Below are 23901 nucleotides of genomic sequence, written 5' to 3'. Positions count from 1 at the left end.
AAACAGTCAACAATTAGAACTCCTTTATACTTATTACTCAATACTTACGACTTTGAAAAGGTAACAAAGGTAACACAGAAAACAATTAAGAATGAAGAATTAATAATTAGAAACTCTTTATTTTATCGACCACTGTCAACTGTCCATTGTCAACTTTCAACTGATTGAAAAGGTAACAAAGGTAACAGTTCTTGTATTCTTTTGTAGGGGCGGAATATTTTCCGCCCGCAGACCTTTTTCTATTTCGGGCGGAAGATATTCCGCCCCTACAGTTTTCCCAAAAAGTAACAAAGGTAACACATGTATCAGCAAACAATAAGCAGTTAATAACTTGTATCTCGTCTACTCGCATCTCTTTACTCATTACTTACTACTTTCCCCTTCCTCAATCCGTTCTCGATGTATATCCCGGAGGCAGAAACGGATAAAGATTCACCTTAGGCTTCTCTACCGGAGCAACAGGCGTCTGTTCCATAACTTGCCCTTGTTCAGTTTGCTCTTGCCCATTTTCCACTTTTAGTTCTTCACTTTTCACTTTTACATACGCTTCGCTCCTGTGACCGTTGGTTCGTTCTTCTTCCAGTTTCCTATCCACGGCCGCCACTACCTCTGGATTGAGCGAACCACCCGAACGGAAGCCGTTCTCCTGTAAGATCATCAGTTGACGCTTAGTTTCCTCATCCTGTACTTCGATAACCAGCGGACGGCGCTCCGATGCCAGTAAGCGGTCTTTGTCTTTTTTCCTTTCCTCACGGTCGAGGACATACTTTATAGCACGGATACTTGGCGGGCAGAATTTCTTTTCCACTACACGGCATTTCTCCACATCGTTCACCGGGTCGTTTTTGTCGGGAACATAAGTGATCTTCTCTTTTTTCTGCACATAACCCTCCAACAATTGCTTCAACCCTATGCGTGCCGAAGCTATCATCACATCTTCCCGGTGGTCGATGGCTTCTTCCACCGCTTCTTTAAACTCCGGCTTCATTTTCTTCCATTCATAAAAAGTCTTACGGCTGATTTTAAATGATTTGCATATTTCGGAGATGCTGCACAAGTCCTGTTCTGTCATCCGGATAATCTCCGAGGCTGTTTTTTCTTTATACTTCATAAGATACTTAAATATTAATGTTTAATAATTAGTTTCTTATATAGATAAAGATATTTGGTTTTGATAAAATTGAGGATCGCGCAGATGTTTCGTCTGTGTGTTGCGTAGTAAACATTTTTGATTTATCAAACAAGACACGGACTGGAAGTCCGCGCCAGCGGGTAAGATATATGCCGCTAAAGCTCGCGCAGACTTGCAGTCAGTGTATTACTCATGAAATAAATCTTATAGCTTTTGATAGAAGATATTAGTGGCTGTTCAAGTATTTGTAATATAGATGTTTTGTTGATTTTTAGCCTCGTGTCTAAAATAAATATTATATTTGTATTAACTATAATCTTCTAATCTAATAAAATATGGAACCTAAAGAATCTCAGAATTTCTTAAATCGTTTTGAAAATTATTTATTCCAAAAATATACAACCGCCGATCATATACCCGTGACCGCCTATGTGGTAAAAGTGATTTTGATTCTAGGATTCTCTATAATCGCTATGTCCTTTGTGACGGGAATGTTTGGTATATCATATGAAAAATCATCAATTTTATTCAGAGTAACCTTGTTGACTGCATTAGTATTAATTGTCTATAAGGTATATCGGTCAAGTAAGACGATTTTGACTTCAAAAGGCAAGGCACTTTATTTTATGTACACATTAGGTTCTTTTCTTATTGGCGCAGGTATATTTCTGAAAATTGTACTTTATGTAATAGTTGCTCTTATAGTCCTGTTCTTTATATTTGCATTAGTTGGCAGATTCTTCGGTATTGGTCTGGGGGAAGATGAACCCGAAACCAAACACTATGCAAGTACGGGTAATGGAAAAAAAGAGGAACTGAAACAAACAGGTAGCGGCCCTGTAGGAGAGAAATATTTTAAAGGCAAAGATAGCGGTCAGGACTATACTAGTTATTGATGTAAATTATCTGAGCAAACAATTTTATTCTTCATAAATCATCTTCTTAGTCATACCTCCGTCTATAATAATATTTTGCCCGTTGATAAAATTATTTTCAGGCTGGCAGAGGTAGATGCACATACGTGCAATATCTTCAGGGGTGCCCACCCTGTTGGATGGATGCTGTTCGTGGTCTATCGGGCGCAATTCTCCATAGTGCCCCGTGTCTATCCATCCCGGACTGATACAGTTCACCGTTATATTATATTTACTCAGGGAAATGGCTAACGCGTGGGTGAGGGATACGATGCCGCCTTTCGATGCCGCGTATGCCTCCGAATCGGGTTCACTCATCAGGTAGCGGGTAGACGCCATATTGATGATGCGTCCGTAATTATTTTTCGATCTGCTTTTTGACCGTTGTTTGGCTAATAATTTAGCGGTAATGAATACTGGCCGTAGGTTTGTCTTCAAAACTTTGTCGAACCCATTGACCGACATATCCAGAATGGAGCCGAACTGGCTTACGCCCGCATTGTTAATGATGATATCTATGTCACCCTTTTGACTGAGGATCGAGGTTATGACATTTGCTAAAGCCCCTTTATCCGATATGTCGGCTTTCGCAAATGTACATTTATAGTCATTCAAATCTTCGCAGAGTTGTTTCCCCTCTTTTTCGTTTATATCGCAAAAGAATACATCTGCGCCGGCCTTACAGAAAGCGGTTACTATAGCCTTGCCGATTCCCAGTGCGCCTCCGGTAACGAAGGTGACTTTGTTTTCCAGTGTATCCTTCATAATGCTGTTATTTTATATTAATTTCTTAATTTCCTGATGTAATTGGCTCCATTTATTTTCTTCTATCTTAGCTCCGATAGCTTCTATTACATTTCCGGCGAGTAGTGTCCCTATCCGTCCGCAAGCGGAAAGCGGGCAGTTGTTTATCAGGCCGTAGATAAAACCTGCCGCATACAGGTCGCCTGCCCCTGTTGTGTCCACACAATTTACTTTAAGCGCAGGAACGAATACTTTTTCATTTCCCCGCTGAATCCATGAGCCTTTCTCTCCTGTTTTCACGATTGCTATACCTACCTGCTTCGCTATTTCAGAGACAGCTTCTTCAGGTTCCAGATCGAACAGGGCTTTGGCCTCTTCTTCGTTTGCAAAAACGATGTCTACATATAGAGGGATAATTTCGAGCAGGAAATCACGATTGGCTTCCACAACATTATAACTGGCCATATCCAGAATGATTTTTGCTCCGGCTTCTTTTGCCAGTACAATGGCTTTTTTTATCAGGTCGTGGCTTTGTACCAGATACCCTTCGATGTAGAAATAATCATATCCTTTGAAATCATTTGCGTCCAATTCATCTGCATGGAGTAATGCCGCCGCTCCCAGATATGTGCCGAAAGTACGTTCCCCGTCTTTGGAGATGAATGTAGATGCCACGCCCGATGCTTCATTCACTTCGGTCAGATGTGAAGCTACACGATGCTTCTTCAGGTCTTCTTTATAGTATGTGCCATAGAAGTCTGTACCTATGCGGCCGAGAAAACCCGTTTCAACATCCAGGTTGGCAAGCCCTACGATTGTATTGGAAGCAGACCCGCCGGAAACAATACTTTTGTTAAGTTTATTAATTTCTTCAGAAATTATTTCCAGCTTCGTTTCGTCGATAAGTTGCATACTCCCTTTTGGTAATTGGAGGAGTTCCAGTATCTTATCGTTTTCTATTACTGCAAGAACATCTACAAGGGCGTTGCCCATTCCTAATACTTTTGTCATTCTTCTTTAATTTTTTGTGTAAAGATATTGCATAATTCAGAAATAAGGCCTATTTTTGCGTCACTTTTGAGAGAAAAACACTCTTCCTTAGCTCAGTCGGTTAGAGCATCTGACTGTTAATCAGAGGGTCCTTGGTTCAAGTCCAAGAGGAAGAGCAAATCTGAAAGGATTTCTTCTCTCAAAAGTATATTCTTCCTTAGCTCAGTCGGTTAGAGCATCTGACTGTTAATCAGAGGGTCCTTGGTTCAAGTCCAAGAGGAAGAGCAAGAAAATCAAGCAGTTACCAATTAGGCTAACTGCTTTTTTATTTATTGCCCTGCAAAATTACCATTTAACTTCATCCTCAGTATATTCTCACAAATATATAATCCGGTTGTGGGTATCAATAAAGTTACATTAAAAAAAGAGTATGATCTATTGTATCCTTCTTATCCTTGTCAAAAGTATATAGTATCGACGGATTGTAAGCGCTGGTACTCTTTATTTCATCCAACTGAATGATTACACCGGTAGAAAGCACTTTGCGCTGGAAATTACGCCGGTCTAAAGTTTTATTCAGGATAATCTCATATATCCTCCTCAACTCACTCATTGCGAATTTTTCGGGCAGAAGTTCATATCCTACCGGAATAACCGGGAGCAAAGATCGTATGGTTTCCAGTGATGTTTTTATAATATTCTCATGGTCGGAATAGAGCGAAGGAAGGTGATCGATATCGAACCATTTAGTCATATCCTCTTCTACTTTAGACAAATGTATATCATCATATTTAACGAAAGCGTAATAGCCCAAACTTATAAATCGTTGTAAAAACCATTGTTCCTCTGCACTTGAAGGAGTGCTTCTATCAGCATTGCCTTTTACATATTCGATATTTTGCTCCATAACTGTTCTCGCCGGGTCGGTAAACAAATGAAATTGCTTCAGGTAAATATCTTTCAATCCTGTACGCTGTTCTAAAATTCTTTTCACAGCCTCGTCGGAACTCTCATTCTTAAACATAAATCCTCCGGGCAGCTGCCAGTATTTACTGATGTCAAACTTATTTAACAAGACCCACAGTTTCTTTTTGTGAAAACCCAAAATTACACAATCGATTGAGAAGCCCGGATGGACATTCTCAATTGTATATGGATAAAATAAACTTCTTTTACTCATAGCATTCATTCAATTACAAATATATCATTTTCCTAACTCCTTACCTGACAAGTGACAACAAAGATAATAAAACACCAATAATAGCCTTAATTTCTGCGTTTATTTAACGCATATTTATGTTTTAAAACACAAGTGCGTATTTTTAACGCAGAAATATGTTGATTAATTGAAAAGTTGACTTAGATTTGCGTCATAAGAACGCAGGTATTAATCAAAATATGAAACCATGAAAAAATTATTTCTATCCATTGGATTAGCTTTTCTGACAATGAGTAGTTATTCACAAACTTCGGATAACTATCGGTTTGTGGAGAACAATAATGGCCCCAGATTGGGATATTCACCACAGTCGGGTGTAAAAATACTTACTGTAGACGGCCTTAATTTTAAAGACCTGAATAGAAATGGAAAATTAGACAAATACGAAGACTGGCGTCTACCCATAGATGAAAGAGCCAAAGACCTGGCTAAGAAAATGAGCGTAGAACAGATTGCAGGACTAATGCTTTACAGCGGACACCAGTCAATTCCTTCAGCCGATTTTGGTTTCGGTGCCGGAACGTATAATGGCAAGCCTTTTTCGCAGAGTGGAGCCAATCCGTGGGAGCTGTCGGATGCTCAAAGGAAATTTTTGAAAGATGACAATCTTCGTCATGTTCTCTTAGTAGGTGTGCAAAGTCCTGAAGTTGCAGCAAAGTGGAGCAATGAGATGCAGGCTTATGTAGAAGGTATTGGTTTGGGGATTCCTGCAAATAACAGTTCCGATCCTCGTCATTCGGGGCAGGTAGCAGGCTCTACCGTAGCCGAATTTAATGCGGGAGCGGGAGGTGAAATATCTGTTTGGCCTGACGGTTTAGGTATGGCGGCGACTTTTGAGCCTGAACTGGTAAAAAAATTCGGGCATATTGCTGCTCAGGAATACCGTGCTTTAGGTATCGGAACCGCATTATCTCCACAGATAGACCTTGCCAGCGAACCCCGTTGGTACCGTGCCAGTATGACCTTCGGTGAGAGTCCGGCTTTGTCTACAGATATGGCCCGTGCCTATATAGACGGATTCCAGACATCAACCGGAAAAGACGAAATAGCTGACGGATGGGGATATAAAAGTGTAAACGCCATGGCTAAACACTGGCCTAGCGGAGGACCGGAAGAAGCCGGACGTGATGGCCACTGGGCATTCGGTAAATTCGCGGTTTATCCGGGTAATAATTTTGAAACACATCTGAAACCATTTACAGACGGTGCTTTTAAATTGGATGGTAAAACATCTATGGCTTCAGCTGTTATGCCATACTATACGATCTCTTACAATCAGGCAAAAGACGGAACTAATCTGGCCAACGGGTTCAGCAAATATATAATCAAAGACCTGTTGAGAGAAAAATACAACTACGATGGTGTTGTATGCACCGACTGGCTAATTACCGCTGATGAAGGTCAGACTCCCGGTGATTTTGCCGGCAAACCTTGGGGTGTAGAAGCCAAAACTATTGCCGAAAGACACTATATAGCCCTGATGGCAGGAATGGATCAATTTGGTGGTAATAATGAAATGGGGCCTGTAATCGAAGCATACAATATGGGGGTGAAAGAACATGGTAAAAACTTTATGAGAAACCGTTTCGAGCAATCGGCCGTCCGTTTGTTGAGAAATATATTCCACCTTGGTTTATTCGAAAATCCATATCTGGATGCTCAGGAGAGCGCTAAGATAGTAGGTAATCCCGATTTTATGCAAGAAGGCTATAATACTCAGTTGAAATCAATTGTCATGCTGAAAAACAAGAACAATATATTACCTATAAGGGAAAGAAAGACTGTTTACATTCCTGAAATCTACACGCCGTCGGTAAAAGACTGGTGGGGTAACTGGTCTAAACCATCACTTCAGGTCCCTGCCGATATCGAGATGGTGAAGAAATACTATGATGTGACAAATGATCCGGCTAAAGCAGACTTTGCCATCGTATTTATCTCAGGCCCGTACTCAAACAATGATGGTGGCGGATATGACAAGAATGACCGTAAAGAAGGAGGAAACGGATATGTACCTATTACCCTCCAGTACGGAACATACACAGCCAGTGATGCCCGCGAACATAGTATTGCAGCCGGAGACCCTGTAATAGATCCTACTATCGCCAACCGTTCATATAAGGGAAAAACTGTGACCGCATCTAACACAATGGATCTGAGGACAGTGCTAACCACCAAAGAAATAATGTGTGACAAGCCGGTAATTGTAGTAGTAAACCTTTCACGCGGAATGGTATTCAATGAATTTGAAAATAAGGTGGATGGAATCCTTGCACGTTTCTCGGTGGGAGAACAACCTGTTCTGGATATAATTTCCGGAAAATACGAACCGTCGGGATTGCTTCCTATGCAGATGCCTGCAAATATGTCGACAGTAGAAAAACAACATGAAGATGTACCTTTCGATATGGAATGTCACAAAGATACTGAAGGAAATGTATATGACTTTGCTTACGGGCTAAACTGGAAAGGTGTAATCAATGATGCACGCACTGCTAAATACGGAATAAAATAACCAATCTTATCTAAGAATTATGAAAAGGATAATTATAAATATAAGTATGTTAGTCGCACTTGCAGCGTATACAGGTAATGCCGGTGCTCAGGAACCTGCCGGAAAAGATTCGCTTAAAGTAACGACTGCCGAACAAAAGAGCGATCGTAATGTCATGTTGAACGCAGCATCGGCAAATTCAGGCCCCCGCAATGTAAATATCGGGCTTCCGGCCAGTGTGGGAGGAACAACGGTTCTCGAAAATGACCTGCCGGTAGTATATTTCTTCTGGCCTGAAATGCCATTTAAGTCGTGGCGTATGGATGCCATGACAAACGGAGTCAGTCTTCTGGACTTGGGACAGACTGCCATCAATATCGGTGATGTGGGGTTCTCCGTAGGCACGTACAACAATATGGGTACGGACAGGTTTGGTGGAAACGTAGGCTTGAACTCCAATCACTTTGGCTTACTTAACGGTACGGTCAACTTTAGCGGGCCATTGACAAAAAAAGGTCTTAAGTTTTCATTGGGAGCATTCGTAAATTACGATCCCGGAACATATAAGGTGAATAAGACTGATATAGACCGTTACTATAATGATCAAACCCAGTTATATAAAGCAGCATTGACTCAGGATTATAAATTTCAGGGTGGGGAGGGATCTATTTCCGCTTTCTATAAATATTCTAATTCCAAATCGATGACTATGCAGCAATATGCTCCGTACAGGTACAATCTGGATGGGTCGGTAGATGAAATAGACGGTTTCAAGATCGGTAGTGATAACTATCTGTCCGGACAGAAGTTTAAAGTCAAAGATGCCGAAACAGGTAGTATCGCAGAACGCGATGCCCTGAACGATTACGGCACGGAAAGCCATACCTTCGATCTGATTGGCAAAAACAAGCTGGATAACGGACTGAACCTGAACTTTATCGTCAGATACCATACTGCCAGGTCGGGGATGTATCTCCCTATTATGACGGGTATATCGGAACAAACATATACCGATGCAACCGGTAACCAGAAGACCGGCAACCTGCAAGGAGTAATGGCTTTAGCATCGAGAAAGACACCTGTCAAATCTCTTACCAGCCTCTTCGAAATTGGGAAGAAATCAGGAAATCACGATTGGAAAATCGGTGTAAATCAATGGATGTACGACATAGATAAATTTACCACCGAAGGTGTTATTTATAACCAGACAGTAGAGGCTAATCCCCAACGTGTAGGCGACAACATATATGGCATTGCCGAATATCACAATGGTACTGAAAACAAGACAGCTCTTTTCCTTACCGATAAGTGGGATATAGCAAATGTGCTGACGCTGAATCTGGGTGCCCGCTTCGAGTACCAGAATCTGAGAGGGGATTTTATCGACAACAACGATGTGGTAGCAGACATACCTTATCTGTCAAACAAAAAAACCGATATCGATAAGGACTGGTTCAATAAGGCTTTTATGCTGAATGCTGTATATAAAATGACACGGAACTTCGGGTTACTGGGTGAAGCTACTTACAACGAACAAGCCGGCCACCTCGAGAACTACTCGGCAGGGAATGAACCCAACCTGAAGAAATCGAAAATACCGGGAGCCGGATTCGGGGTATTCTACAATCACTCTATGTTCAGCCTTGTATCTAAGGCGACTTATATCAAGCGCGACGAGTATCGTTCTACCGTGAACTTCACCAGCTCGAAAGGAACGGTTGCACGTCCGACTGTGGCGTACGATATAGAAACGATAGGATGGACCACTGATATCATGGCTACACCCGTCAAGAATTTCAACCTGCACTTCCTGCTGACATTACAGGCTCCTAAATACAAAAATTATTCAGGGACAGTAAACTTCGGCGCGGGAGAGACACCTGTCGATTATAACTTTACAGACAATATTGTAACCGGTGTATCGAAAGTACTGATCGAGATAGACCCCAGTTACCAGTGGAAAGACCTGAGAGTATGGGCCAGCGCGCGTTACTTTAGTAAGCAATATGCCAACCTGACTAATTCACTCACCTTCAAAGGACGTTGGGAAACATTTGCGGGGGCAAGTTATTTCCTGGGCAAGAATCTTGAATTTAACGCCACAGTTGTAAACCTGCTCAACCAGCGCGGAGCACAGGGTACTATTTCAGGAGCAGATTTGTATACAAAAGAAGAAGCTGAAAAAATGGATGGTGCTATACTTTCGGGAACATATATCCGTCCGTTCACCGTAGAATTCGGAATGAAATACAAGTTCTAAACCATCTTTTTTCCACATTTCATTACCCTGTCATTCCTAGATAAATGACAGGGTATTTTTATAACCTATATACCTGGTCGCCGAGCTAATCCATTAAAGTACTGGAAAATAGAATTGTAGAATTAATAAACAAGCAGATTCCCGAAAGCATCATCCCATTTAATTGAATTGATAGCTATAAAATTACGTTAATATGCTAAGTCTGATTCTCCATGCATATCTAAGGTTAACCAAGAAGGGCGTGATTCTGCAATCACACCCTAATTTATCAATATTAAAGTTAATCGATAGGCTTCACAGCTTTTCTTTATGTTCTTTGATTATTTCAAAAGAGATTCATAATAGTTTTTTACGTCAATCCAATTATAAAAGGGTGCCATATCTGTTTTAATTGGTGGCACTAGTATTTCCTTTTCGTGAAGAAGGAATTTAACCAGAATATCATCCGATTTAGGTTTGCGGTAAAATATGATCTGTATATTACCCGCCATAGGCGCTACTTTAAAATCGCTCCAAGCTTTATAATACTCATCAGCATTGGATACGCTGTTGTAACATCCATCAAGGTGCAAAAGCATTGCTAGCGGAATGATGTTGCCGTCGTGGGCAAAGCGCAGGTCCGCCCCTTTTCCGTTAGTCGATATAATGCGACTGGCATTTTCCAATATATCTTTCAGAAGAGGTTTGCAGTTTTCAAACATCAGACCGCCATTTATTGCCCCATTAGCGTCATTGACATATAATTTGTAATTCTTACATTGCCAGAGATCAAAAAGTTCTTGTTTCTCAAATATGTCATAGAAAGATAAATCAGTTTCTATATTTTGCATTCCTCCTGCAATATAAAAGAGTTGCCACATCGTCTCTTCCGGATTTATATTTTTGTTGATGTAATCCTTATCCGAAAAAAGAGAATTGATCAAACGTGCCGGCTTTACATGTTCCTGTTGAAATTTACGGTGTTGTTCACGCCAAGTATATTTTGCAGAACGGAATTCAATTGCTTCTTTGGTATGATGATTCAGAAAACTTTGCCACTTCATACCCGAATTGCGCTCGATCTGTATAGAAGGATTTAATTCTTTCAGCCGCTCGCAAAAAGCATCCATACTAAGCACGCAACGAACGATGGTAGTTGCACAAGCCGTATATTTTCCATCTTTGGAAAAAACCTGAGGGTTGGTGATATACATGCGTTCGGCGATGCCCTTATGTTCCCGTATTCCCAAGGGAGAAAGATCTCCTCCTCTGAGCTCGGCTTCCTGCCATACTTGTTGCAATCGGGTATAAACATCTTTACCTAAATCAGTTAATGCATTATTGTTATAAGCATCTTCAAATCGGTCGAGGACATCCTTATAGTCACTGTCACTGATCAGGTACCGGGACCCATGACGGCCAAAGTGGCTTATATAGAAGGGTTCGTATCCTTTCGGTGGCGTTGTATAAGGTATGATTTCCTTTGCCGGATATGCATAGTATACACCTGCAGTTTTCTCAGGAGTAGCAAACAGTTCTTCTTTTGATGTTTGGGAAAATGCAGAGATAAAGGCTGCAAATAACAGTAATAGTAGGTAAATTCGTTTCATTCTTTTTTTATGATTTTAGATAAAAAGGTTGTCGACTCTGGGGCAGGGTAATTTATACCCTATTAAGTGATAAGCTAACAACCTTTTTATCTCTTTATATACTTTATTTATAATCAGGATTCTGTGTCAGATAAGGATTAACGGTAAATTCTTCCTGAGGGATAGGGAATAACTTATACTTGTTATCCACATCTTTTCCGACATAGTTCCCTGCTTTACCGTCGCTACCTTTCCAGTCCCAGTTATGATTTTTTGTAAATTTATTGAAACGGATCAAGTCTGTACGGCGAATCAGTTCTGTGTATAATTCGCGGCCTCTCTCATCTAATATAAAATCCAAGTTTAATTCAGTCTCTGTAATCCTGCCCGAAGCATCGTTTCCGTAACTACCCGACATATACGCCCTGTCCCTGACCTCATTTACATAGCCAAGAGCTTCGCTTTTGCTTCCGCCGCCACCTCTTAAAATCGCTTCCGCGGCCATCAGATAAGCATCGGCTGTTCTAAACATAGGATAATCAATCGATGAGTATACAGTGCCGCCTTCGGCCAGTTCCGAACCGTCGGCTTTTACATTACGCCATTTGATACATGCATACCCATTGGTAAATGTTCCTTGAAAATCTTTTCCATCTACCCATGTTTCTTTAGTGTGTCCTACGCTAAAGAATTGAGCTCTTTTATCTTTTTTGTTATTTTCCCAAATGTCGTTTACGTCGAATGTCTGATCACCGCTTTCGAACAGGTTTACTAATTGGGTAGTCACGCGTGCATTTCCCCATCCCCGGGTTCCGACTCCCGTTTTCAGATATTTATTTATATTTCCGTTCATCAATGCTTTTACATAGAAATTAGTTCCTGCACTGCTTTGTGCATAATCAGCATCCTGTACCAGATGCCAGATGATTTCGGAGCATGTATTATTATCTGCCAGAAAGATATGACGATAATCTGATGCCAACGGGTACGCCTTGCTGTCTATTACCATTTTAGCATATTTGTATGCTTTCTCATATTCTTTTTTGCCTACGTACACTTCTGAGTTCAAATAGATACGTGCTAGTAAAAACCATGCGGCTACCTGATCTATACGTCCGTATTGGTTTGTCTTCGATGTCTTTAGCAATGGTAATACTGTTTCTAATTCGCTTACTGCGTAATCATAAATTTCAGTTCTGGTTTTTTGGTGAGGCAGGCTTCCCACTACCATTGTTTCTTCAATAAACGGTCCGGACCCGTACAGATCACATATCATACTATAGCAATATGCCCTGATAAACCGGGCTTCAGCTACATAATACCGATATTCGTCCTTCAGTTCGTCGTAAACTCCTCTTTCTTTCAGTTTATCCTCAGTACACTCACGTATAAACTCGTTACAGTAGTTTATAGTCATATATAAACGATAGTAAGGATACTTGATAATTGAGGTAGATGGATTCCAGTTTACATAGAGCAGATCCCGTGAACCCTGGCTGCTGCCTGCATGCAAGATAATTTCATCAGATACTGTCGTTTGCAGATAGAATAATGCACGGGTATATCCGCTATACCCTTCGTCGATACCACCTACATCTCCGTCACCGCCGTCACCGCCTTTTTGTCCGGTCTGAATAAGCGATGCATAACATTTTGCTATTACACCTTTGTATCCTGCGGCTGTTTCGTACACATCTTTTGCTACTAGCTGGTTCTTATCCAGAGGCTGTGTGTCGAGATCTCCCAGACAGGAAGAAAACATGTTGCAGCAGGCAATCAGGATTGATATGATTAATATATTTGATTTCATACTATGATTTTGTTTTTAATGGATGTATGGAAACTCGCATGACAAAATTATCTTGTACTTTGGTGAATCGTGATTGGCTCAGCCGATTTTGCAATTCATGCTCGTTTTCATACTATAATTTTGTTTTTATATTAAAAGTTTAGATTTAAACTGAAAGAATACATTCTCGGACGCTGGTATGAGTTGCGGTCGATACCCGAAAATATTTCAGGGTCGATACCCGAATAGCCTGAAATGAGAGCAACATTCTGTACATTAAATGCCAGTCGCAAAGAAGTTTTATCATTCCATAGTTTTGAGAAAGAATATCCCAGTGTGATATTGTCTATCTTGAAGAAATCTCCTTTTTCCAGAAAATAATCTGAGAATTTACGTGACTGCGTAAATCCTGTTTTCAGAGTCGAACTCATAATATTACCGGATGTATTGCCATCTGCACTATAAAGTTTGTCGAATGAATCTCTTGCTGCCTGATAGTTGAATACATAGTGTCCGAATCCTCCATGTGCATTTGCTCCCAAATCCCAGTTCTTGTATGATATACGGGTTGAAAGGCCGTAGAAATATGGCATATGCGAACTCTTACCTGTCATGTATTTATTTACGTCTGATTCGCTTGTTACGATATCCCCGTTCGGAGCCACATATTTTCCATCCAGTGGGTTGCCATTATCATCATATGCCTGTTTCAGTAAGAAATAAGTAAAAGGTGTTTCTCCGACTTTATGTCTTTGAACATAGTCCCTGTCTCCAATACTACCAGCATTTATTGAATTATCTTCGCTGTCTATTGTATTCAGTTTTGTGATTTCCGATGCATTCCATGTAAAGTTTCCTCCTATCGACCATTCCCAATCGCGGGTTTTGACTGGTATTGCCGATACTGCAAGTTCTATCCCTTTATTTTTCATATTTCCGATATTGGTATCTATTTTGTTAGTATAGTTACTGCCGGCCGGAACATCGATGAAATTCAACAGATTCTTTGTACGGCGGGTGTAAATATCGATACTACCCGATATGCGGTTATTAAGGAAGCCATAATCTATCCCCAGATTGTATGTCGTGGTCGTTTCCCATTTGATAAGAGGATCGTAGCCATTAGGTCTGTAAAGCGTTATCCATTCGTTACCGAACATATATCTGGAAGCATCGTATGAAGTAGTATAGGTGCCCAGATGCTGGTAATATGAACCTATGTCTTGTTGCCCTGTTTGCCCATAACTAAGTCGTAGTTTAAGGTCGGATAAAGCCTTGATATCTTTTAGGAAAGATTCTTCAGACAAGCGGTATGCCAGTGCTGCAGAGGGAAAATATCCCCATCGGTTATTTTTCGCAAAGCGGGAAGAGGCATCGGCACGCAAAGTAGCTGTTAGAAGTATCTTTTGAGCGTAGGAATAATTAAGACGTCCATAAAAGGATAATAGATATAATTCTGCTTCGCCCGAAGTAGGGTCCCCATATACTTCGCCTTTCGAATCATATGTTGTAGCTGCATTTCTATACCAGAAGCGTTGCCAGCCATAACCTCCCATTGCACTGATGCTGTGATTTTTCCGGAAATCTTTTTTGTAATTTGCATACGAGTCTATCAGGTAATTCCTGTTTTCATTTTTTGAAGTATATGACTTTCCTGATCCGTCCTGCATATGGGAAACATACATAGATGGGGCATTATTGGGTATAGACTCATCATAGTCATCTACACGGACATCATAACCAAGGTTTGCATGTAGAGTAAGATCTTCAAATCCATGTATTTTATAGTTTGCTGCCAGATTTCCTGTCGAACGTTTGTTTTTCTGTAATTTATCGGTCAGCATCAAATCCGCAACAGGGTTGCTGCCTGCTTTTGTAATCGGATTTCCATTTTCATCCATCCACATGAAGTATCCCAATCCAACATTGTTCGGGTAATTTGCATGTACAGGACGGGTAGGGTCGAATGCGGAGGCACTTCCTACTGTTCCGCTGGAAACAGGATTTTCATTTTCTATACTGCCTTTAACGTTAATGTCGAGAGATAAGTGTTTGTTGAAAAATTGCGGGGCAAATCCTACTCCCAGACTGAGCCGTTCATAATTATTTTCTTTGACAACCCCATTTTGATTATAATAACCGAACGATATACGATAAGGGATATCAGCGACAGCTCCTGTAGCCGATAGATTATGGTCTGTCCCGAAAGCAGTTCCGGATACTTCCTTTTGCCAGTCTGTATTGACATTGCCAAGCATATAGCCATCGGGCACGTTATTGGCATGTTCCTTAAATGCTTCTCTGTAGGTATCGGCATCTAATACATCCAAATACTTTACTACCTGGCTTATAGTGAAACTTCCGCTATAGTTCAGATTGACTTTTCCTTTTGTCAGGCTTCCTTTCTTTGTGGTAATGATAATCACTCCATTCGAAGCACGGGAACCATATATGGCAGTTGCGGATGCATCTTTGAGGACTGTGAATGATTCAATGTCAGCCGGATTTATGGAACTGATAGATGTACTCCGTACCGGTACTCCGTCTATAACCAGTAACGGATCGTTCGACGCTGATAACGAAGCCCCCATACGAATGCGTATAGTGCCTTCGTCGCCCGGTGCACCGGAACCCGGTGTAACGCTAACCCCTGCAATTTTGCCTACTAATGCATCTTTGGCCGTTAATACCTTTCCTTTGCTTAGTTCATCCGGTTTGAATGTTGTGAGCGAACCTGTGACATCTCCTTTCTTTACTTGTCCATAGCCGATAACGACTACTTCATTAAGCATTTCCTGATTTTCAAGAAGGACTATCGAAAAATTCTTTTGTCCATTGACCGGGATTTCCTGGGCTTCGTAGCCGATGAAGCTGACTGTTAAGATTGCATTCGATGGAACATTGAGTTTAAAATAACCGTCAACATCCGTAACTGTTCCGTTTGTGGTGCCTTTTACCAATATGCTTGCACCGATAACGGCTTCTCTCTGGTCATCAACCACCTTACCTTCTATAAGGATATTATTTGTTGTCTGCGCATAAATACTGGAATGAATCAGGATACTCAGGAGGAGGATGAATATCTCTTTCATCGGTCTTCTTTTAGATTTGCATTTCATGGTTTTTTAATAATAGATTTAGTTAAACATCTCAGCTAAAGTATCTGCATTAATAGTATTTTTTAGCTGAGTTTACAAAAACAAAGCTATTATCCATCAATCCATATTTTATATGTAAGGAGATATGTAGAGTAGATTTGTGTAAATTTTAGTTTGCTTTAATTCAGGCCTTTATGGTTGTTTTGTGAAAGAAAAAAAGTAGATAAGAGTGTAGCTTAAAGGAGATTCTATTAGCCTATTTGTTGGATTAAATTAGCAAAATCATCTTTTGACACAGCGAGTTTATTATGTATTTTCAATTTGTAGTTATATACAGTTTGAGGGGAATAATGAAGAAAGCTTGCAATTTTACTACTATCGTTTATCCCTAGTCTAATGAGTGCAAATACCCTGAGTTCGGGAGTCAGTATATCATCACTTTTAGGGGTGATATGCTCATCCTCCTTCAGTAGGGCATTGAATTCATCAACAAAATCCGGATATAGGTTTAAGAAGATTATATCGAAATTTCTGAAGAACTCTTTTAATTCATCTGATACTAATGATGTTGAGCTGGTTGTCTTTAATGCATCATCTATTTTTCCTGTTTTTAATTTCCTGTTTACATTGATACGATAAGTTTCCATTTTGTCAATGTAACTGGAACACAAATTGAAAACATAACCAATATATTCTTCTTTGACCAGATTGGATTCGGAAAGTTTTTTGTTGAGGCCGTTAAGCTCTGTATTCATTTGTTTTACCTCTTCATACATATCTTTTATACGCTTTCGGGCTTGAGATAGCCTGGTAAGCTGTTTGTATATGTATATCAGGGAAATGATAAGTACAGCCGATAATATGGAGATAAGGACGAGATACTTCTTTAAATTGCTTTTTTCCTGAGTTACTTTCTTGTCGTATGCAGCTACTATGATCGGTAATGTTTCGGATATTTCTAATGTTCTGAAACGGGCTTTACTGAAAGTGGCATCTTCCATCGAACATTTAATATATGAATATGCCCTGTCCAGATCACCTTCTTTATACAAGATTACGGCAAGTTTCCGTAAGGAAATATAGCTTTTTACTGCCCTCCTGAGATCTGAAGTCGCTGAAATTATCAGATATTTTTTTTGCTGTTCGGTATTTCCTAATTTTTCATAGATGTCGGACAGTCCATATGCCAATGATCCAACTATTGATTCATTGTTTTTGTTTTCCTTATAGCATCTTGTCATTAGTGACAAGGCCTCATCGTATCGTCCTAATTCGACTAGTTTACCATTTTCTACAAGAAGGTATCCTATCGATTTAGGGTAGTTTACCTGCAAAAGGGAATCTTTATATTGGCTAACTAAATGTTCGTAATGATTCTTTTCATTTTGTGCTAATGAATTTTCGAATAATAAAGAATAGGTAGAATGATAAAAATGGTAATAATAAGGCAGTTGATCCTTATCCAATCCATTTCTGTTTATTTTATCTGCAATATTAAAAGCCTCTTTATACATACCCATTATACCAAGAATCTCCGCGATATTCATACTTGCCGTATACTGATATTGTATATTTCCGATGCTCAGGGCTATGTCATGCTTTTTAGTTGCCATAAAAAGAGCCGAATCCATATTGTAATTTCTGTACTCTCTGTAAAGACGGTGATAAATATTATGAGACTCTTCTGCATCGGAAGTCTGAGTCAGCTTTGTTTTAAGGCTATCTATCCTCAATTCTTTTATCATATTGTATTGGGGCCGGTTTTTTATAGTCAGATCCAGTTCATAGAGAAGAGAATCCAACTGGCTTTTTGCTCCGGACATAGATAAAAAGGAAAAGAAGAAAAATAACATTAGAAAGGGATGTCTCATGTTCTATAATTTATAGTCAGTCAATGCAAATTCATCTATTCCGGCTCTTCAGCTACCAGTATGATAAAATTGATGTGAGTAAATGCAAAGTGTAATCTTATACAAATAATTGTTTAGATTCCAGTAATTCATAAAAGTAGTATTTATTCATTTGACATCAGTAAGATATTTTCTTAATTTTCTATTGTTATGTAGAATGATCGATAATAAACGAAAATAGACTAGTCCTAAATAACTTTTAAAGGTTAATAGGACTAGCCACTGTAACTACTCATTAAATAACTTACACCTCTTTGCAATAGATGAAGTATATCAGTCTTTTATATTTTTCAAAATGCGTTCCGCGTCGAGTTTCCCTTTTTCCAGAATACTTTCCATCAGTACCGGAGCCCCGTTCTGCCGTTTACTTTCGTTCGATGCTTCCATGAATGTGAATATCTCGATTGTTTCTTCAGGGTCGATAGGTACTTCTTTCGTCTTAAAGAATTGCAGGATTTGGTCGAGTAAAACTCCATAACCTTTATAGCCATCGGCCTGTACTACCTTTGTACTACAGAAAACCGTACCTCCAAAGTAATTATGACCTGTACGAATACTACGGAATGTTCCTATCCTGCCATCTGCCCATACACCTGTAACTACACTGAAATCCTTTGTAGATAAACGGCTGACTTCTATACATCCGGTTCCCATAACAGTGTATAACGTTTCCACACCATGAATGCCGTACCACGTGAAATCGGCGTGACTCGGCTCGTATGCATCGGGGGAATAGCAGTCCGCTCCAATTACCTTTCCGTGATTACCTTTGCGTATTTCCTGATTTACGGGAGAATACCGGAGGGCTGAAGAAGAAAATACAGGTACATTATACTTCTTTGCCAGTTTGAATATTGCAATTGCTTCAGCCAGATTGGCCGCGACCGGCTTATCTATAAACACAGGTTTACCCGCTTTGAATACTTCGAGGGCCTGCTCTAAATGCAGATTGCCATCATTGGTTTCGAGAAGTACACAGTCTACCTGTTTGAGCATTTCGGCAATTGAAGACGTTATCTTTACTTCGTGATTCTCAGCCTCTTCAATATAGCCGGGTATGCGTTTTGCACTGCTCTCTATTGTTTTCGAACCGTAAGGATAAGCTGCTACAATCTTGAATCCTTTGTACTGTTCAGCTGCATTTTTATCATTCAACAGTTTGATAAATGCCGGGGAGTGTGATGTATCCAGTCCTATAATTCCCAGTTTTATTACATCCTGGGAATACAATCCTGCTGATATAAACAGAAAGATGATTGATATTACTATAATTCTTGGTTTCATATGGCGATAATTATTATAAGGTTAAGGTCTGAGACCTATTTATTATTTTGGCTGTCCTCACTGAACTAATAAAGAGGCGCTATCCTTATCGAGATATAGGATAACATCATCCTCAGTTCTTAGTATAGATGCCGGACAAGCCTCCGAAATATCTCCGTTTATCATATTATAAACAGCCTGCGATTTGGATTTGAACGGAACTATGCAGTACAGATACCGTGCTGACAGCAAGGCGGGTATAGTCAATGTCAATGCTTGTTTCGGCACATCTTCTATTCTGACAAAGCACTTGTCGTTTACCTGCTGCTGCCTGCACATTTCGTCCAGAGTAACGGCTTTTACAGTCTCTGTATCATTGAAGTCTGCAACATGAGGATCATTGAATGCGATATGTCCGTTTTCACCTATGCCCAGACATACGATATCAGGCGGATAATTCTCCAGCAAGGCCGTATAGCGTATGCATTCCTCGTCAGCCGGTTTATTTCCGTCAAGATAGTAAATATTGCGGAACGGTAATAGTCCGAATATCTCTTTTTTGAGGAAATTGCCAAACCTTTGTGGTGCATCGTCACTCAAATTAATATACTCATCGAGATGAAAAGCATTGATTCTACCCCAATCTATATCTTTATAGCTAACCAGTTCTTTTAGAAATTCAGACTGAGAAGGAGCTGCCGCAAAAATCATATTGATATGTTCACTCCGGCTGAGAAGCTCTTTTATTTGCGTAGAAACATCCAACGCAGCATTGACTGACATTTCCTTAGTTGTGGTATATATCTTTACCGTCAACTTGTTCTTTTTAAAGATCATGATTTAAGATTATTGTTTTGTGTATAAATTACTTTACCTTTTACGATTGTTGTTTGTATCGAGATATTGGAATCGAAAATAATAATGTCGGCGTCCTTACCCGGTTCAAGGGAACCTTTCGTCTTATCCACACTGAGGATACGTGCCGGGTTACGTGTTATCATCTTTATTGCATCGAATAAAGAAATACCGGCAACTTCTATCATTGTGCGCACGAGCCGGTCGGCAGTAGCTACACTCCCGGCAAAAGCGCTGCGGTCGGGCAGTTTAGCCACACCGTCTTCAACGATTACCGCCTGTCCTTTGTCCTTGCTGCCTAATATATATTCCCCGTCAGGCATGCCTGCAGCTCTCATAGAATCGGTACATAATACAATATTATCGATGGACTTAAATTTACATACATACTGGAGCAATGCCTTAGGCAGGTGTATTCCGTCTGCAATAATTTCCACACTCATATCATCTATCATATAAGTGGCTTCGACGGCTCCTGCATAGCGGTAGGCGTTGCGTCGGGTGATCGTGGACATACAGGAATAGAGGTGGGTAACATGAGTGAAACCGTTTTTATATGCCTCGATAACCTCTTCGTAAAGTGCGTCTGTATGCCCGAGTGAGGCCAGAATACCTTTCGAATGTAATAATCGTCCCAATTCTAAAGCGCCATCCAGTTCAGGCGCCATACTCCAGCGGATGATGTGTTTCTCTCCGTGGGCTAATATCAGGTTATATTCTTCCGGCTCCGGATTTCGCAGGTATTTAGGATCTTGAGCGCCCCGTTGATTGTAGGCAAAATAAGGCCCTTCGAGATGCAATCCCAGTAAGTCGGCACCATCTGTATTTTGCTCTTTTGCCTGTTCGTATACAGCAAATGTATCCAGCAATTCTTCTGTAGTACTGGTCAGTGTAGTAGGAACAAGGCTTGTTGTTCCATAACGTGCATGCGTACGGGCCGATCCCAGATATGCCTCCACCGTATTGTCCATGAAATCATGTCCCCCTGCACCATGTGTATGCATATCTATAAATCCCGGAGAAACATAGTTTCCTTTAGCATCGATTACTATATCAGAATCGTTGTATTTGCCAAAAAGACCTTCCCCTATCTGCGATATAATGTTGTCGGTGCATACGACAAAGCCGTTTTTTAGTATCCCTTCAGGCAGGATTAAAGCAGCATTTTCTATTATAGTTCTCATTTCAGGTTTTGATTTTAGTAATCGGTTAGGACTGATTAAACGATAGCTCAAAATTAAGCTTTTATATTTTCAGAATATGGTTTGTAATGCGAATGACTGTTCTCATAAGACGTCAAAGTTTCAGTAGGAACATGAAATCCTGACCTTTTATACTTAACAGCATTCAGTTAAAGAGAAGGGTTTGCCAATGCGTATCATCAGCCATTATCAACTCAAAAAGGTAACAAAGGTAACAGAGAAAACAATTAATAATTAAGAATGAAAAATTAATATTTAGCTTGTCATGTTGAGAAGAGCAGGGTATCCTGTTTATAAAAAACTCCGTGTTACTCCTTTTACTCTGTGTTTAAATAAAAAGTAACAAAGGTAACACATGTTTCAGCTTTTAGCTGATAGCTATTAGTCGTTAGTCTAAGCTATTACACAAGAGACTTTACAGTATACAGAAATATAGTTCTTTCAACTCATTACTCATTGCTCAAAACTTATTACTTGTTAAAAGGTAACAAAAGTAACACCTTTTCACTATTTCTTTACATTACAACCTGTTGTCCAATAACACGCTTGTTATCTGTGTTATATAGATAAATGTTTCAGAAAAAGTAACAACCGTTTTTACCTAAAAAATTCCATACGCAAATAATTGAAAACTACTTTTACGTCTTAACGTGTTTGTCGGAGAAGATCAGTTCTTACTGCTTCTTATACAATTTCCTGTATTCCGCAGGCGATATGGATTTATACTTCCGGAATATCCGCGATACATTTTTGAAATCATCGAATCCGGCTTGTATAGCAGCATCCGGTAAATGTTCGTCGGTGGTTAACAGTAGTTTGATAAAATGATTGATACGATGATCCAGTACACATTGGTATATAGATGTACCCACTAAGGCTTTAAATTTTTTCTCAAGCACCCTTCTCGATAAAGGAACAATGTCGACTATATCATTCACAGATATTTTGTTGCTGTAATTTTCACTGATATAATCCAGTATTGTCCTTATATGTTCGTCCGAAACAGCATATTTATCTGTCGACGACCTGTTTTCTATATACAGGGGTTTGACTACTATATTGAAGGCTTCGTTTATCTCTCCTTTGATATATTTGTCGAGTAGCCTGGCCGCCTGATAGCCGCCGTTTTCTACGTCGAGTACTATAGACGATAGAGTGGGAGTGGATAAGTTACATAATAATGTATCGTTGTCTACACCAAGGATGGCTACTTCGTCAGGTATATTGATATTATATATATTACAGGTTTCCGATATTTGCAGTGCGTAATAATCATCGCAGGCGAAAAGTGCAGTAGGCTTAGGTAGTGCCTGAAGCCACTTTCCCATATATTCTGTGTTGTAAAGCCATTCTTTATTGTCGGGGTTTTTGTTTTCCAGTATTTTGCATTTGTATCCGGCTTTTTCAATCCTGTCCTTATATCCTAATCCTCTCTCACGGGACCAGATCGCATTGGGATATCCATAATATGCAAAATTACGATAGCCTTTTGCCAGAAAGAAGTCTGCCGCCATAACACCCGTTTCGTAGTAGTCTCCTGTCAGATTCGAAATGGATTTATTCCTGTCGCGGTAGTTTTGTACGATAATAGGAATATCCAGGGTTTCGAATAACTCGAGATTAACGTCCCGCAATTGTGCTATTATAGCATTTGCCTTCCATTTCTTTGCAAAGTCCGCAACGCCGGCTTCTCCATACATCATTTGATAATACAGAGGCATTCGCAGGAATGACCATGGACCTGCTTCTCTCGAATAACGAATAATACCCTCCAACAGCCGGCGGCTGTAGCCACTCGAAAAATCTGTCAATACAAGTATCTTTAGCATAGTTAGATAGGTTTAGTTTAAAACTTTTTTATTTAAGGCCGATAAGGTAATTGTACAATAGAACAGATAAAATTTAAGCTGGTTTCAAATCTTAAAAATAATCTAAACATTGTTTAATCGCCCGAATATTCAAATTTAATTTTTATATTTCCAATCAGAAAGCTAAGTAAAGTTATTTATATACCTCAACCTGATATTTAAACTATAATAGCAAATACGAAATTATATTATAAATATAATATGGAGTTTTAGACTTGAAGAAGTATAACGGCTCCACATATTTTTTTTATATCAGGCCGGAAATATTCAGTGGCTAAAGATAAAAATAATTTGTAAATGAAATTAATAAGTAATAGAAAGTATTTGATGCAACATTTTTTAATCATAACCGGCTTTTGCTGTTGCAGATAAAAAGTAATAAATAGGTCTGAGACCTCCTTGATATTGATATCATGCTATTAATAGATTATTAACATAAAATTCAAAATACGAAAAAATAACGCTCTCGACTATTTATATGTATCAATAAATTTATAGTTAAATATATTGTAATACAGTATGTTGTGAGTTTGTGAAGACAATCGCTATATTTACCGTTAAATTTAATATTATTTGTCTTTAATGCGAAAAACGG

The 23901-nt window shown here is 39.6% G+C and carries 15 protein-coding genes and 2 tRNA genes; 5 read left to right on the top strand and 12 right to left on the bottom strand.

Annotated features, from left to right (window positions below):
• Positions 1-385: 385 nt before the first annotated feature.
• Positions 386-1111 carry a helix-turn-helix domain-containing protein gene (locus HMPREF9455_RS11290; protein WP_006799825.1) on the bottom strand — a complete coding sequence of 242 codons (726 nt, stop codon included), beginning with the start codon at positions 1109-1111 and terminating at the stop codon, positions 386-388.
• Between the two features lie 356 nt (positions 1112-1467).
• Here HMPREF9455_RS11290 and HMPREF9455_RS11285 point away from each other — a divergent pair, with 356 nt between their 5' ends.
• The gene (locus HMPREF9455_RS11285; RefSeq protein ID WP_006799824.1) at positions 1468-2028 is read left to right on the top strand and encodes an MATE family efflux transporter; all 561 of its coding nucleotides are present in this window, start codon (positions 1468-1470) and stop codon (positions 2026-2028) included.
• Positions 2029-2052: 24 nt separating this feature from the next.
• On the opposite strand, the gene HMPREF9455_RS11280 is transcribed toward HMPREF9455_RS11285, so the two are convergent.
• Positions 2053-2811, bottom strand: coding sequence for an SDR family NAD(P)-dependent oxidoreductase (locus HMPREF9455_RS11280; protein ID WP_006799823.1), 759 nt, complete (start codon positions 2809-2811; stop codon positions 2053-2055).
• A 12-nt stretch (positions 2812-2823) separates the two neighbouring features.
• The gene (locus HMPREF9455_RS11275; RefSeq protein ID WP_006799822.1) at positions 2824-3801 is read right to left on the bottom strand and encodes an adenosine kinase; all 978 of its coding nucleotides are present in this window, start codon (positions 3799-3801) and stop codon (positions 2824-2826) included.
• Positions 3802-3882: 81 nt separating this feature from the next.
• Between HMPREF9455_RS11275 and HMPREF9455_RS11270 the strand changes: the two genes are divergently transcribed.
• Both HMPREF9455_RS11270 and HMPREF9455_RS11265 read left to right on the top strand, forming a co-directional pair.
• Positions 3883-3956: transfer RNA gene (locus HMPREF9455_RS11270), tRNA-Asn, on the top strand.
• 35 nt (positions 3957-3991) lie between these two features.
• Positions 3992-4065: transfer RNA gene (locus HMPREF9455_RS11265), tRNA-Asn, on the top strand.
• Between the two features lie 127 nt (positions 4066-4192).
• On the opposite strand, the gene HMPREF9455_RS11260 is transcribed toward HMPREF9455_RS11265, so the two are convergent.
• The gene (locus HMPREF9455_RS11260) at positions 4193-4960 is read right to left on the bottom strand and encodes an NUDIX hydrolase (RefSeq protein WP_006799821.1); all 768 of its coding nucleotides are present in this window, start codon (positions 4958-4960) and stop codon (positions 4193-4195) included.
• 226 nt (positions 4961-5186) lie between these two features.
• Between HMPREF9455_RS11260 and HMPREF9455_RS11255 the strand changes: the two genes are divergently transcribed.
• On the top strand, positions 5187-7514 hold the full coding sequence (locus tag HMPREF9455_RS11255) for a glycoside hydrolase family 3 protein (protein WP_006799820.1): 2328 nt from the start codon (positions 5187-5189) through the stop codon (positions 7512-7514).
• 19 nt (positions 7515-7533) lie between these two features.
• On the top strand, positions 7534-9753 hold the full coding sequence (locus HMPREF9455_RS11250; RefSeq protein ID WP_148401886.1) for a TonB-dependent receptor: 2220 nt from the start codon (positions 7534-7536) through the stop codon (positions 9751-9753).
• A gap of 320 nt (positions 9754-10073) precedes the next feature.
• On the opposite strand, the gene HMPREF9455_RS11245 is transcribed toward HMPREF9455_RS11250, so the two are convergent.
• The 8 genes from HMPREF9455_RS11245 to HMPREF9455_RS11210 form a co-directional block, all read right to left on the bottom strand.
• Positions 10074-11342, bottom strand: coding sequence for a histidine phosphatase family protein (locus HMPREF9455_RS11245; protein ID WP_006799818.1), 1269 nt, complete (start codon positions 11340-11342; stop codon positions 10074-10076).
• A 103-nt stretch (positions 11343-11445) separates the two neighbouring features.
• Positions 11446-13131, bottom strand: coding sequence for a RagB/SusD family nutrient uptake outer membrane protein (locus HMPREF9455_RS11240; protein ID WP_006799817.1), 1686 nt, complete (start codon positions 13129-13131; stop codon positions 11446-11448).
• Between the two features lie 131 nt (positions 13132-13262).
• Positions 13263-16202, bottom strand: a complete 2940-nt coding sequence (locus HMPREF9455_RS11235) for a SusC/RagA family TonB-linked outer membrane protein (RefSeq protein WP_006799816.1) — start codon at positions 16200-16202, stop codon at positions 13263-13265.
• A 257-nt stretch (positions 16203-16459) separates the two neighbouring features.
• Complete coding sequence (locus HMPREF9455_RS11230; protein WP_006799815.1) at positions 16460-18079, bottom strand: DUF6377 domain-containing protein; 1620 nt, start codon at positions 18077-18079, stop codon at positions 16460-16462.
• A gap of 312 nt (positions 18080-18391) precedes the next feature.
• A complete protein-coding gene (locus tag HMPREF9455_RS11225; protein ID WP_006799814.1) occupies positions 18392-19402 on the bottom strand; it encodes a Gfo/Idh/MocA family protein in 1011 nt (336 codons plus the stop codon).
• Between the two features lie 57 nt (positions 19403-19459).
• Positions 19460-20218, bottom strand: a complete 759-nt coding sequence (locus HMPREF9455_RS11220) for a glucosamine-6-phosphate deaminase (RefSeq protein WP_006799813.1) — start codon at positions 20216-20218, stop codon at positions 19460-19462.
• Positions 20215-21420, bottom strand: coding sequence for an N-acetylglucosamine-6-phosphate deacetylase (gene nagA, locus HMPREF9455_RS11215; RefSeq protein WP_006799812.1), 1206 nt, complete (start codon positions 21418-21420; stop codon positions 20215-20217). Before nagA ends, HMPREF9455_RS11220 begins: the two co-directional genes overlap by 4 nt.
• A 692-nt stretch (positions 21421-22112) precedes the next feature.
• Positions 22113-23267: a XylR family transcriptional regulator gene (locus tag HMPREF9455_RS11210; protein WP_006799811.1), complete on the bottom strand. Its 1155-nt coding sequence runs from the start codon at positions 23265-23267 to the stop codon at positions 22113-22115.
• Positions 23268-23901: the final 634 nt, after the last annotated feature.

Source organism: Dysgonomonas gadei ATCC BAA-286, assembly GCF_000213555.1.
Taxonomy (GTDB): Bacteria; Bacteroidota; Bacteroidia; order Bacteroidales; family Dysgonomonadaceae; genus Dysgonomonas; species Dysgonomonas gadei.
Note: the sequence above shows the minus strand (reverse complement) of the source record. Positions and strands in the feature narration are given on the sequence as shown.